7 protein-coding genes are annotated in these 13,440 nt (G+C 67.4%); 4 read left to right on the forward strand and 3 right to left on the reverse strand.

From position 1 onward, the window contains the following. The first annotated feature begins 14 nt into the window (after nucleotides 1-14). Nucleotides 15-1,835 (forward strand): glutamine--fructose-6-phosphate transaminase (isomerizing), encoded by a 1,821-nt coding sequence (gene glmS, locus EV646_RS27535; RefSeq protein WP_132153573.1) that lies wholly within the window; start codon nucleotides 15-17, stop codon nucleotides 1,833-1,835. 60 nt (nucleotides 1,836-1,895) lie between these two features. On the opposite strand, the gene glsA is transcribed toward glmS, so the two are convergent. Then, the gene (gene glsA, locus EV646_RS27540) at nucleotides 1,896-3,344 is read right to left on the reverse strand and encodes a glutaminase A (RefSeq protein WP_132153575.1); all 1,449 of its coding nucleotides are present in this window, start codon (nucleotides 3,342-3,344) and stop codon (nucleotides 1,896-1,898) included. A gap of 194 nt (nucleotides 3,345-3,538) precedes the next feature. Between glsA and EV646_RS27545 the strand changes: the two genes are divergently transcribed. From EV646_RS27545 to EV646_RS27555, 3 genes are read left to right on the forward strand one after another with little or no spacing between them, the layout of a single operon-like run. Further along, nucleotides 3,539-8,701 carry a DNRLRE domain-containing protein gene (locus EV646_RS27545; RefSeq protein ID WP_132153577.1) on the forward strand — a complete coding sequence of 1,721 codons (5,163 nt, stop codon included), beginning with the start codon at nucleotides 3,539-3,541 and terminating at the stop codon, nucleotides 8,699-8,701. A gap of 36 nt (nucleotides 8,702-8,737) precedes the next feature. Beyond that, the gene (locus EV646_RS27550) at nucleotides 8,738-9,865 is read left to right on the forward strand and encodes an L-talarate/galactarate dehydratase (RefSeq protein WP_132153579.1); all 1,128 of its coding nucleotides are present in this window, start codon (nucleotides 8,738-8,740) and stop codon (nucleotides 9,863-9,865) included. Then, entirely contained in the window at nucleotides 9,829-10,548 is a 720-nt protein-coding gene (locus tag EV646_RS27555) for a FadR/GntR family transcriptional regulator (protein WP_241996368.1), read from the forward strand. Before EV646_RS27550 ends, EV646_RS27555 begins: the two co-directional genes overlap by 37 nt. A gap of 132 nt (nucleotides 10,549-10,680) precedes the next feature. Here the strand turns inward: EV646_RS27555 and EV646_RS27560 are convergent, their stop codons facing one another. Further along, a complete protein-coding gene (locus tag EV646_RS27560) occupies nucleotides 10,681-11,931 on the reverse strand; it encodes a glucarate dehydratase family protein (RefSeq protein WP_132153581.1) in 1,251 nt (416 codons plus the stop codon). Next, nucleotides 11,928-13,436, reverse strand: coding sequence for a tripartite tricarboxylate transporter permease (locus EV646_RS27565; protein ID WP_132153583.1), 1,509 nt, complete (start codon nucleotides 13,434-13,436; stop codon nucleotides 11,928-11,930). Before EV646_RS27565 ends, EV646_RS27560 begins: the two co-directional genes overlap by 4 nt. Nucleotides 13,437-13,440 lie beyond the last annotated feature (4 nt).

The raw sequence follows: 13,440 nt of genomic DNA on the forward strand, positions 1-13,440 counted from the left end.
AAAGGCATGAACACATGTGCGGAATCGTCGGGTACGTCGGCACCAAGCCGGCCGCTCCCATCCTGGTCGACGGACTGGCGCGGCTGGAGTACCGCGGCTACGACTCGGCGGGTGTCGCCGTACTCGGGTCGAGTGAGCTCAAGGTGCACAAGGACGCCGGGCGGGTGCGGGAGCTGGAGGCGTCGCTGCCGAAGCGGTTCGGCGGCAAGCTCGGCATCGGCCACACCCGGTGGGCGACGCACGGCGGCCCGAGCAAGGACAACGCACACCCGCATGTGAGCGGCAACGAGCGGATCGCCGTTGTCCACAACGGCATCTTCGACAACGCCGCCGCCCTGCGCGCCCAGCTCGAGGACGCCGGCGTCAAGCTGCGCTCGGAGACCGACACCGAGGTGCTCGCCCACCTGATCGAGCAGGCCGAGGGCGACACCCTCGAGGACAAGGTGCTGGCCAGCCTGCGCCGGATCGAGGGTACGTATGGCATCGCCGTCATCGACCTGGACTTCCCGGACCGGATCGTGGTCGCCCGGAACGGCAGCCCGCTGATCCTCGGCGTCGGCGACGGCGAGATGCACGTCGCTTCCGACGCGGCCGCGCTGATCCGCTACACCCGCCAGGTCGTCTACTTGGACGACGGCGAGCTGGCCACCGTCCGCGCCGACGGCTACCGCACCTTCACCCAGGACGCCCGCGCCACCACCAAGACCGAGAGCACGGTCGAGTGGACCGCCGACGAGTACGAGCGCGGCCTGCACGAGCACTTCATGATGAAGGAAATCCACGAGCAGCCGGAGGCGGTCGGCCGGGCCATCCGCGGCCGCCTGGACGAGCGCTTCCACACCGTCCACCTGGGCGGCCTGAACATGGACGCGCGGGAGGCCCGGGAGATCAAGCGGGTCAAGATCCTCGGCTGCGGTTCGGCGTACTACGCCGGCCAGATGGGCGCGCAGTTCATCGAGGAGGTGGCCCGGATCCCCGCCGACGCCGAGCCGGCCTCGGAGTTCCGCTACCGCAACCCGGTGGTCGAGCGGGACACCCTCTACATCGCGGTGAGCCAGTCCGGCGAGACGCTCGACACGCTGGTCGCCGTACAGGAGCTGAAGCGCAAGGGCGGCCGGGTGATCGGCCTGGTGAACGCAGTCGGCTCCAGCATCGCCCGTGAGGTGGACGGCGGCGTCTACCTGCACGCCGGTCCCGAGGTCTCGGTGGCGTCGACGAAGGCGCTGACCAACATGGCGGTCGCGTTCGCGATGCTCGGCATCCACCTCGGCCGGATCCGCGATGTCTCCCCCGCCGACGGCCGCCGGCTGATCGAGGGCCTGAAGAAGATTCCGGGGCAGATCGCCGAGATCGTCGCCCAGGAAGAGGAGCTGGCCAAGATCGCTGGCCGGCTCTCCCAGCACGAGAGCCTGTTCTTCGTCGGCCGGACCCGCGGCTACCCGGTCGCCCGCGAGGGTGCGCAGAAGCTGAAGGAGATCTCCTACCGGCACGCCGAGGCGTACCAGACGTCAGAGCTGAAGCACGGCCCGCTGGCGCTGATCTCGCCGGACGTGCCGAGTGTCGCCATCGTTCCGGACGACGAGCTGCTCGACCGCAACATCGGCGCGCTGCACGAGATCGGCGCCCGCTCCGGCCCGCTGTACGTCGTGACGCACCCGGGCGTGGACGTGCCGGACGGTGTCGCGGCGAAGATCGTCGTACCGAAGAACGAGCCGGAGCTCGACCCGATCCTGCTCACCATCCCCCTGCAGATCATCGCGTACTACGCAGCCGTTGCCCTCGGCCACGACGTCGACAAGCCCCGCAACCTGGCCAAGTCGGTCACCGTCGAGTAGACCGCATCCAACGTCGAACGGCCCTCGCCACGCTCAGCGCGGCGAGGGCCGTTTGTGCCGCTACTTCTCGGTACCCATGCCTCGCTGCTTGTCGCCGCTTCCCGTGGTGGCCGCCTGATCAAGGGCGAACGCTTTACGTGGGTCTGTCGGGGCCGCCGAACTCACTCCGCCGAAGGCGAGGTACGCCGGATTGGACGGCTGGAGACGCTGGTAGGGTGCCGGCGCCGACTGCGGGCCGGACCATGCGACGGCGGTCTCCCGCCCGCGCTCGACGCCCAACTGCCGGTAGGGGTGCAGGTTGAACTGGTTCACCAGCCGGCGGCAGACCTCGAGGCCGCGCACCGAGTTGCCGGCCGGATCCAGCCGTGGCGAGTGGACCGCCATGGCCATCCGCAGCTGGGGGATCACCAGCATGATGTTGCCGGACACACCGCTCTTGCCCGGCAGCCCGACCTCGATGGCGAACTTGCCCGAACCGTCGTACATCCCGCAGTGCGCCATCAGTGACAGCGCTCGCGCGGTGGCGTCGGCGGAGAACACCCGCTCCTCCGTGAACGGCGCTACGCCACCGTTCGCCAGCGTGGCGCCCGCAGCCGCCAACCGTTTCGAGTCCAGCTCGAGCGCGCAGACCGTGGTGTAGAACCTGAGCGCATCCTCGACGGCGACCTCCCCGCTGCCGCCCATCAGCTTGTCCTTGGCGGCGATCCGTCCCGTCAGCTTCCGGTTCCCCTCGGCGGTTTCCATCTCGGCGAGGAAGGTCTCGAGATCAGACCCGGCCCGCTGCCGCCCCGTCATCGCGTCCCAGATCTCCAGGAGGGCGCGGGCCCGGGCGCTTTCCCGTTCGCCCGATCTGACCATCGCGAGCGTCCCGATCGCACCGGCGTTGATCATCGGGTTGCGCGGCACGCCGTCCTCGTCCAGGGACAGCACCGGGTCGTTGAAGGGCCCGCCGCTCTGCTCTGTGCCGACCCGCTTGTGGACCTCCTCAGGTCCCAGCTCGTCGTACGCCATCAAGAGGTTGAAGACTTTCGACGTCGACTGGATGCTGAACGGGACGTCGGTGTCGCCGATATTGAAGACCTGGCCGTCCGCCGTGCAGATCGAGATGGCGAACTTGTCCGGGTCCGCACTCGCAAGGCTCGGAATGTACTGGGCAACCTGGCCGTCGCGGTTGTCCAGCAGATCGTGGTAGATCTCGGTGATGCCTTGGGTGATGTCCGTGAACTGCGAGTGCGGCATCACCAGCCGGCCTTGCAGCGCCTTCGCGATCACGGGTTCCTGGGCGACCCTCGCGAACTGGTCCCACTCGAGCCACTCGGGTTGTCCTGGCTCGAAGCCGGGGCGGGTGCCGAGCGCCTCCTCGAGCGCCCGTACGACCCGGGGATCGTCGTTCGCCAGTCCGGATTCCTTCAGCTCCTCGAGCAGCTTCCACTTCCAGACCACGTTCGTACGGTCGGTGTCGAGCGAGCGGAACACCTCGTCCAGACCGAACATCTCGCCGGCAGCCATGGCTACCCCTTTCCCCAGGTGACGAACGTGAATTGCAGGTTCTCCGGAGTGTGTTTCGGCGACGGATCCGCGGTGTTAACGCGGTGTCAAACGCGCGTTGGCCAGTACTGGAAACTGTCCACTTCTGACCTGTCCGGGCGAGGCCGCGGCATTCCACGCTGGAGCGGACCGCCCCGCCCCAGAGAGGTCAGCTCATGCCGTTTCCCCGGACCTGTTTCTCGCGGCCTTATCCGACCCGACGATCGGCGCGCTGGATCGGCGTCCTCGCCGGTCTTGCCCTGACCGCAACCGTCCTCGAGACGCTGCCGGCGGCCGCAGTACCGCCGCCGCGGGCCGAGGCCGCAGTCCCGGCCGCAACCGTCACCACGCAGACGATCGGCGCCAACTTCGACGCCTTCGTGCAGAACACCTACACCACCGACCAGTCGACGACGACCGAGCTGAAGGTCGGCACGTACGACGGCGGCACCAACAAGGCCCGCTCGTACCTCCGGTTCGACAACCAGGAATGGCTGTGGGACAAGCAGATCCAGTCCGCGACGCTGAACCTGTGGGAACACCATTCCTTCTCCTGTACGGCGAAGGAATGGCAGGCCTGGCGGACGCCGGACGTCACCAACGCGGTCCGCTGGTCGAACCAGCCGGCCTGGATCGAGAAGGTCGGTACGTCGACGCAGACCAAGGGCTTCTCCAGTTCGTGTGGGGACGGCTGGGTGACGATCCCCGTGACGGCCGCCTTCCAGCACACGGCGGCGAACCGGCTGTCCAAGACGACGATCGGCGTACAGGCCGCGAGCGAGACCGACAACTACGGCTGGAAGCGGTTCAACTCCCGCGAGGCGGCGTCCAATCCGCCGTCGGTCACGATCGTCTACCAGACCAAGACGGCCGTGAACGCGCAGGCGACCGCGCCCGAAACCGTGTGTGCGACCGGCACCGACCGCCCGTACATCCGCAGCCTGAATCCGCAGCTGCGCGCACAGATCAGTGACGGCGTCGGAGCTCAAGTGTCCGCGACGTTCGAGTGGAAGCCGGTCGGCGGTACGGCGGCCACCGCGACCGCTGGTCCAGGTGCGTCCGGATCGTGGCTGGCGGCAACGGTCGGCCCGTTGACCGAAGGCGGCAGCTACGCCTGGCGAGTGCAGGGATCAGACGGTACGACGGCCGGCGACTGGTCACCGTGGTGCGAGTTCACCGTCGACACGATCGCGCCGGGATCGGCTCCCACGGTGTCTTCGACGACGTATCCGGCCGGGCTTTGGTCGGGTGGAGCGGGGGTCGCCGGCACGTTCAGCTTCGGCGCATCGGGCGTGCCGGACGTCGTCGCCTACGAGTACGGCGTGGACAGCAATCCACCTGATCAGGTCGTCAACGGTGGCGCGACCGCCTCGGTGTCGATCACTCCCACCGCGGATGGGCCGCACACGTTGTGGGTGCGGACGCGTGACCGTGCGGGCAATCGGTCGCCGCTGACGTCGTACACCTTCTCCGTCGGGGGTGGCGCCGTGACCTCGCCGAAGAACGGTGATGTGAGTGCGGCGAAGACCTCGATCATCGGCGTCGGCCGGTCGACCGCGACCGGTGTGACCTACCAGTGGCGCCGCGGCGACACCGACGCGTGGACGACCGTCCCCGCGGCTCACGTGACGGTCGCCGCCGGCGGTGGCGCTGTCACCTGGCCGCTGCCGACATCTGGCAATGGCGAGTTCCCGAAGCTCAACTGGAACCTCGAGGCGACCTTGGCGGCCGCTGACGCACAGTCGATCCCACGGGATGGTCCGGTGCAGATTCGCGGCACGTTCACCGGCGGTACGGCGGCCTCCTCGGGCGCGGTGAAGCTGACCTTCGACCGCAATCTGGCGAGTGCGGCCACCAGTCTGGTCGGGCCTGGTGAGGTCAACCTGCTGACCGGCAACTTCACCCTGTCGGATGCGGATGTGTCGGTAGACGCCTATGGCAGCGACCTGACGGTCAGCCGGACGTACAACACTCGCCGGGCCGGGCAGAGCGACCAGTCCGGCATGTTCGGACCGGGCTGGATCTCTGGAGCGCTGGTTGACGAGGCGGAAACGCCGTACACCTCGCTGGGAGTGTTCGGGTCGCTCGTGCAGGTGGGGCTGCCGGACGGGGACACCGTGGGCTTCACTGCGCGCAACGGGACGGACTTCGATCCGGAGGTGGGGCAGGAGTTCCTCCGCCTGACCTACATGAGCGCGACCGACTCCTACAAGCTGTCCGATCAGGACGGTACGTCGGTGACGTTCACTCGGGTGGCTGGTTCCGCGGCCGGGACCTATTACCCGACAGCGACCACACAGCCAGGTAGCAATCAAACGACTACCTATGTTTGGGAGAAGGTCGTTGTCGCCGGTGATGAGGTGGTCCGGCCGACGCGGATGCTCGCGCCGGTGCCGGATGGCGTCAACTGCACCACGCTGAGCCGCGGGTGCCGGGCGTTGGGCTTCACCTACGCCACGACGACCACTGCGACGGGCTCCACGCTCGGTGACTACGCCGGGCGGGTCAAGCAGATCTCCTTTACTGCTTGGGATCCTGACCAGGCTGCGATGCGCACGGTGCCGATGGCGGCGTACGAGTACGACGGCACCGGACGACTGCGCGGCACGTGGGATCCGCGACTGGGTACTGCGGCCAAGGAGACATACACCTACCAGGCCGACGGCGTGCTGTCCGCGGTGATGCCGGCCGGCCGGGAGCCGTGGCAGCTCAGCTACACGACAGTCGGCGGTGATGTGGCTGCCGGACGACTGCACAAGGTCACTCGCTCGACTGCTACGACGACAGTCGCCTACAAGGTGGCACTGTCCGGCTCTGGTGCGCCCAACGACCTGTCACCCGAGCAGACCAAGCGCTGGGGACAGCTCGAAGCGCCCACGGACGCTACCGCGATCTCTCCGGCCGACGAGACTTCTGGCAGCTGGGGCCGGTCCACCGTGAGCTATCTGGACGCCAACGGCCGACTGGTCAACGAGGCGAAGCCCGGCGGCCACATCAGCACCAATTGGTACGACGGGTTCGGCAACGTGATCCGCTCACTGACAGCGGAGAACAGGGCGCGTGCGCTGAACGACAGTGACGGTTCGCCGGCGCTCTCGACGCTGAACACCTACTCGCTCGACGGGTTGCGCCTCGAGACCACAGCGGAGCCAGAGACCGACGTACAACTGGCCGATGGGACTCTGACGCGTGGACGGCAGGTCGTGCGCAACACCTACGACCAGGGTGCTCCGGCCGGTGGGCCGTACAACCTCATCACCACCGAAGAGACCCTGGTCCGGCACTGGGGCACGAACGGGACCGCGCTCGAAGCGGACCGGCGCGTCACCACCACCGGCTACAACTGGTCGCTCCGTCAGCCGACGGTGACGACCACAGACCCCGGCGGACTCGCCCAGACAGTCCGGAACACGCTGGACCCGGTCACCGGACTGGTGACGTCCACAACCCAGGCGGCGGGCGGTACGACGACCACCACGCCTGCCACCCGCAAGACGATCTACTACCGCGCCACGAGCGGCTCTGGCTATGCAGAGTGCGACCTGCGACCGGAGTGGGCGAATCTGCCCTGCCGACAGCAGCCGGGCGGTCAACCGGCCAGTGGTCCCGAGTTGCCGGCGACGGTGACGACGTACGACATCTATCACCAGCCGCGGGTGAAGACCGAGAAGACCAGTGCGGGCACGCTGCGGACGACGACCACGTCGTACGACGCAGCCGGGCGAGTCCTGGAGACGCAGGTGTCGGCGACCACCGGCACCGCCGTACCGATCCAGCGCAACGTGTACGACGCAGTGACGGGCGATCTGCTGCGCAGCCAGTCGATCGTGGGCGGCTCGGTCACGGCGGAGGTCGTCCGCGGCTATGACACGCTCGGACAGCTCACGTCGTACCAGGATGCCGACGGCAACGTATCGAGCACGACGTATGACCTGCTCGGCCGGATGGCGACCAGCTTTGACGGCAAGACCACTCGCACCTACTCGTACGACGCACGTGGGCTGCTCACCGGGGTCAACGACGGCAACGCGGGCTCGTACTCGGGTAGCTACGACGCGGACGGGCGGCTGACGAGTGAGACGTGGCCGAACGGCGTGAAGGTCGACACGACGTACGACGAGAGTGGGAACGAGGCCGGACTCACCTACAGCAAGCCGGGGTGCGCCGCAGCGGACTGTGTGCTGTTCCGGGAGTCGATCACGCGCACACCGCATGGTCAGACGGCCAAGCGCGTCTCGTCACTGTCCAGCCAGAGCTACACGCACGACCAAGCGGGTCGGATCACCGCAGTGGCAGACACTGTTGGGCAGCAATGCACCACTCGCACCTACAGCTTCAACGTCGCCGCCGACCGTCTTGCGAATGCTGAATACGCGCCGGCGGCAGATGGCTCGTGTCAGTCGGTCACTGCCGCGTCTACTCGTAACTGGACGTACGACACCGCTGACCGCGTCACTTCGGCCGGCTACGCCTACGACGCGCTTGGGCGGACGACAACCGTTCCTGCCGTCGACACCGGCGTACCTGCTGCTGGCGCCGCGACGATCGGGTACCACGCGAACGACCTCGTCGACACGATCACGCAGGGCGGACGGACCACCGACTACACCATCGACGTCACCGGTGAGCGGATCCGGTCGTGGACCGACAACGCGACCGGTGTGGTCGAGCAGAAGACCCAGCACTACGACAGTGACGAGGACAAGCCGGTCTGGACCCAGGAGGGCCCGGAGCGGTTCACACGGTACGTCGCTGGGCTCGCTGGGCTGACCGCGGTCATCGACAGTGACAGCGGCGTACCGGAGTGGCTGGTCACGGACCTGAGTGGGGACGTTGTCGCCACTATCCATGACGGGGACGACGCACTGTCGACGACGAGCGAGGCCGATGAGTACGGCGTCTCGCGTGATCCGGAGGCTGTCGGGAAGCAGCGGTACGGGTGGCTCGGTGGCGAGCAGCGGGCTGCTGACAGTCCTGGTGGCCTGGTGCTGATGGGTGTGCGGCTGTACAGCCCGGTCACCGGCCGATTCCTGCAGACCGATCCGGTGTACGGCGGGAGCTGCAACGCGTACGAGTACACCTGTGCGGACCCGATCGACACGTTCGACCTCGATGGCAAGAAGGCCAAGAAAAAGAAGAAGTGGAAGTCGGACCTGCTGTTCTGGGCCGGGCCGCTCAAGCGTTTCGGCGGCTGGCTCGGGAAGAAGGGGAAGTGGCTGTGGAAGGGGTACACGCGGGCGTACGTCGGGTTCCACAAGTGGTTCTACAAGCAGCACCGGAACGTGGCCCGGTGGTCCTGGAAGTGGACCAAGCGGGGGTGGCGGAAGCTGTTCGGCTGAGTCGTCAGACAGGTTGATCACTTGTATGATGACTGGATGCCGAGTGATCAGATCCGCCACATCCGTCTCTCGTCCGTCGTCCTCCCGCTCGAGCGGCCGGTCAGCGATGCCAAGGTGCTGACCGGCCGGCAAAAGCCGATGACCGAGATCGTGTTCCTGTTCGCGGAGATCGCGACCGCCGGCGATCAGCACGGGATCGGGTTCAGCTACTCGAAGCGGGCCGGTGGGCCGGCGCAGTACGCGCATGCCAAGGAGGTGGCGGCTGGGTTGATCGGCGAGGATCCGTCGGATATCGGGAAGGTGTACGACAAGCTGCTCTGGGCCGGGGCGTCGGTCGGCCGGTCCGGAGTGGCGACGCAGGCGATCGCGGCGATCGACATCGCGTTGTGGGACCTGAAGGCGAAGCGGGCCGGGCTGCCGCTGGCGAAGCTCCTTGGTGCGCATCGGGACTCCGTGCGCGCGTACAACACCTCGGGCGGTTTCCTGCACGCGCCGATCGAGGAGGTCAAGGAGCGGGCCTCGAAGTCGCTGGCCGACGGGATCGGCGGGATCAAGATCAAGGTCGGGCAGCCCGACACCCGGATCGACCTGGAACGGGTCCGCGCCGTCCGCGAGCACCTGGGCGACGACGTACCGCTGATGGTCGACGCGAACCAGCAGTGGGATCGGCCGACGGCGCTGCGCTTCGGGCGGGTGCTCGAGCAGTTCGACCTGGTCTGGATCGAGGAACCTCTGGACGCGTACGACGCCGAGGGTCACGCGCAACTGGCAGCGGCGCTGGACACCCCGATCGCCACCGGCGAGATGCTGTCGAGCGTCACCGAGCACGTCCGGCTGATCGACGCTCGCGCCGCCGACATCATCCAGCCGGATGCGCCGCGGATCGGCGGCATCACCCCGTTCCTGCGGCTGGCCGTGCTGGCCGACCACAACGGACTCCAGCTCGCTCCGCACTTCGCGATGGAGATCCACCTGCACCTCGCGGCAGCGTATCCGCGCGAGCCGTGGGTCGAGCACTTCGAATGGCTGAACCCCTTGTTCAACGAGCGTTTGGAGACCCTGGACGGCCGCATGCTCGTGCCTGACCGGCCCGGTTTGGGCTTCACCACCTCCGAGCAGTGCGCCGCGTGGACGGTCGACAGCTGCGAGTTCGGCACTCGATGAGCCGGCGCGGGCTGGCGTACGACCTGGTCGAGGAGCTGAAGCGGCGCATCCTCAGCGGGGAGATCGCGCCCGGCGAGAAGTTGCCTGCCGAGAACAGCCTGGTCGAGGAGTTCCGCGTCAGCCGGACAGTGGTGCGAGAGGCGGTGTCGCGGCTCCAGGCGGCGGGGCTGGTCGAGACGTTCCAGGGGCGCGGGTCGTTCGTGCTGGAGGTGGCTGAACGGGCCTCAGGCCTGCGGGAGGTGCGGTCGCATCGGGACGTGCTCGAGTTGCTCGACTTCCGGATCGGGGTGGAGAGCGAGGCGGCCGGGTTGGCGGCGCAGCGACGTACTGAGCATCAGGTGAAAGCGATCGAGCGGGCGCTGGACGACTTCAAGCGGATCGGCGACGACCCGAGCCGATCCGTCGAGGCCGACTTCGCGTTCCATCTCAAGGTCGCGAACGCGTCCGGCAATCGGTTCTACACCGACCTGATCAGCTCACTCGGACCGATGATGATCATGTTGCCGCGCACACGGCTGGACCCGGCGTACGAGATGTCCGACGCCACTCATCTCACCCGAGTTGTACTCGAACACGAGAACATCTCCGCCGCAATCGCGCGGGCCGATCCCGACGCCGCCCGCGCGGCGATGCGGGTGCACTTGTCAAACACCCGCCACCGCCTCCAGCCACCCAGCATCTGAGTGGGCAACCCATCGGACATCCCCGACCGGGGAGTGTTGCGCACCCGGAGAGGCGGGGTAGGGCTCCGCGAAGCAGCCGTACGGGTTGTGCGCGGGAGCCGGCGAATGCGTGCGGCGGGGCAAGCCACCGCCTCACCAGCGAGCAGTGTTCGGGGTGAAGTCCGGCTGGATGGTTCGCATGTACGTCGTGTCGTCGCGTTTGCGGATCCCGGACGACAAGTACTGCTCGTGCAGTCGGCCGAGCGCGTCGAGATCTAGCTCGACCCCGAGCCCAGGCGTGGTCGGCACTCGGACGCTGCCGTCGACGAACTCGAGGACCCCGGGCTTGATCAGGTCCTCGGTCTTCCACGGGTAGTGCGTGTCGCACGCGTAGGTCAGGTTCGGCGTGGCTGCGGCCAGTTGCGTCATCGCTGCAAGGCTGATGCCGAGGTGCGAGTTGCTGTGCATCGACAACCCCATCCCGAAGGTGTCGCAGATCCCGGCCAGCAACTGCGACCGCCGCAACCCACCCCAGTAGTGATGATCCGACAGCACCACTTGTACGGCGTCCGCGAGTACTGACGGCTTGAGATGCGCGAAGGCGATCACGCACATGTTCGTCGCCAGCGGGATCTCCGTCTGTGCGGCGACCTCCGCCATTCCGGCGATCCCCGGCGTCGGGTCCTCGAGGTACTCGATGACGCCGGTCAGTTCCTTCGCGACCCGCACGGACGTCAGAGGCGTCCACGCGCAGTTCGGATCGATCCGCAGCTTGTGCTCCGGGAACGCGGCCGCCAACGCTCGCACCGCCTCGACCTCCGCGGCTGGCTCGAACACGCCGCCCTTCAGCTTGATCGCTGTGAATCCATAGTGATCAACCATTGATCGGGCTTGATCAACGATTCCATCAGGATCAAGAGCCGCGCCCCACGAGTCCTCGGCACCACCCGGATGCGCGGCCCACTTGTAGAACAGATAGGCGCTGAACGGCACCGACTCCCGCACCGCCCCACCCAGCAGATCCGCGACTGGCCGCCCCAGCTCCTTGCCCTGGATGTCCAGTAGCGCGACCTCGAACGGCGACAGCACCACATCCGCGGGGTCCTGCAGGTTCAGCATCCCGCCGACCTGCGCGCTCCCGTCCTTAGCCAGTACGTCGATCACCAGCCGCCGCAAGCCATTGACGTCGAACACATCCAGCCCAGGCAGTACGTCGGCCACCGCGCGAAGCCGAGCCAGATGAGCATCATCGGCGTACGTCTCCCCCAGCCCCACATTCCCGTTGTCGGTGTGCACCTGGACGATCGTCCGCAGCGCGAACGGCTCGTGCACCCCCACCACGTTGAGCAGGGGCGGGTCGGCGAACGCGACCGGCGTGAGTTCGATCCTGGAAACCTTGCTCACACCAACTCCTTGTCCCGTGCAGCGGACTTCCTGCGCATCAGGTAACGCACCCCCGGCAGCGCGAGTACGGCGATCAGCGCAGCCAGCACCGTGCCGGAGATCGGCCGGGTGAAGAAGCCGGTGACGTCACCGCCGAAGATCAGCAGCGACTGCCGCACCGCCTTCTCCATCACGCTGCCGAGCACGAACGCCAGCACCAGCGGGCCGGGCTCGAACCCGAACTTCTTCATCAAGTATCCGACCACGCCGAAGACGATCACCAGGAAGATGTCGAAGACGCGGTTGGCCACCGTGTAGACGCCGAGCAGCGTGATCAGCACGGTGATCGGCGCCAGGATCGCCGGCCTGATCCGGAGGATCCGGACGAAGATCCCGACCATCGGGATGCTCATGATCAGCAGCAGGATGTTGCCGATGTACATCGAGTTGACCACACCCCAGAACAGGTCCGGGTGCTCCGACACCAGCTGCGGGCCCGGCGGAATGCCCTGGATCAGCAACGCGCCGAACATCAGCGCCATCGTCGCGTTGGCCGGGATACCCAGGGTGAGCAGGGGAATGAACGACGAGGTCGCGGCCGCGTTGTTCGCCGTCTCCGGCGCCGCGACGCCTTCGATCGCACCCCGGCCGAACCGCTCCGGCTGCTTCGCCCGTCGCTTCTCCACCGCATACGCGACCAGCGACGACAACGTCGCTCCACCACCCGGCAACACCCCCAGCACGAACCCGATCACCGAGCCGCGACCGATCGCACCCCGCGACTGCTTGAGATCGTGACGAGACGGCCAGACGTTCGCGACCTTAGCCGGCGCCTGCACCTTGTGGTGCCGTTCCTCCAGGTTGTAGAGGATTTCGCCGAGCCCGAACAGACCCATCGCGATCGGCACGAAGTCGATGCCGTCGGCAAGGTTCAGGCTGTCGAAGGTGAACCGGCTCGCACCGGTGAAGGTGTCCCGTCCGACGGTTGCCAGCAGCAACCCGATGCCTGCGGCAATCACCGACTTCGTCCGCCCGCCGTTGCCAACCGTCGCGACCAGCAGTACGCCGAACAGCGACAGCGCGGCGTACTCGGGCGGACCGAAGTCCAGCGCGACCTCGGCTACCACCGGCGCCAGCAGGGTGAGGCCGATGATCGACACCGTGCCGCCGATGAACGACCCGATCGCCGCGACGCCGAGCGCCGTACCGGCTCGTCCTTGTTTGGCCAGGGCGAAGCCGTCGAAGACCGTGACGACCGATGACGCCTCACCGGGTAGTCGGAGCAGGACGGACGTGATCGTGCCGCCGTACTGCGCGCCGTAGAAGATGCCGGCCAGCATGATGATCGCCGACACCGGCTCGACGCCGTACGTGATCGGCAGCAGGATCGCGATCGTGGCGGCCGGGCCGAGACCGGGCAGGACCCCGATCAGCATGCCGATGACGACGCCGATCAGGCAGTAGAGCAGGTTGACCGGTTGCAGGACGACGCCGAAGCCGTCGACCACCGGGTTGAGGAAGTCCATCACG

The sequence above is a fragment of the Kribbella antiqua genome (genome assembly GCF_004345665.1).
Classification (GTDB): Bacteria; Actinomycetota; Actinomycetes; order Propionibacteriales; family Kribbellaceae; genus Kribbella; species Kribbella antiqua.

What these genes read in the sequence shown, in the direction of transcription:
- glmS (WP_132153573.1), top strand. Translation starts at nt 15, where the DNA reads ATGTGCGGAATCGTCGGGTACGTCGGCACCAAGCCGGCCGCTCCCATC.
- glsA (WP_132153575.1), bottom strand. Translation starts at nt 3,344, where the DNA reads ATGGCTGCCGGCGAGATGTTCGGTCTGGACGAGGTGTTCCGCTCGCTC.
- EV646_RS27545 (WP_132153577.1), top strand. Translation starts at nt 3,539, where the DNA reads ATGCCGTTTCCCCGGACCTGTTTCTCGCGGCCTTATCCGACCCGACGA.
- EV646_RS27550 (WP_132153579.1), top strand. Translation starts at nt 8,738, where the DNA reads ATGCCGAGTGATCAGATCCGCCACATCCGTCTCTCGTCCGTCGTCCTC.
- EV646_RS27565 (WP_132153583.1), bottom strand. Translation starts at nt 13,436, where the DNA reads ATGGACTTCCTCAACCCGGTGGTCGACGGCTTCGGCGTCGTCCTGCAA.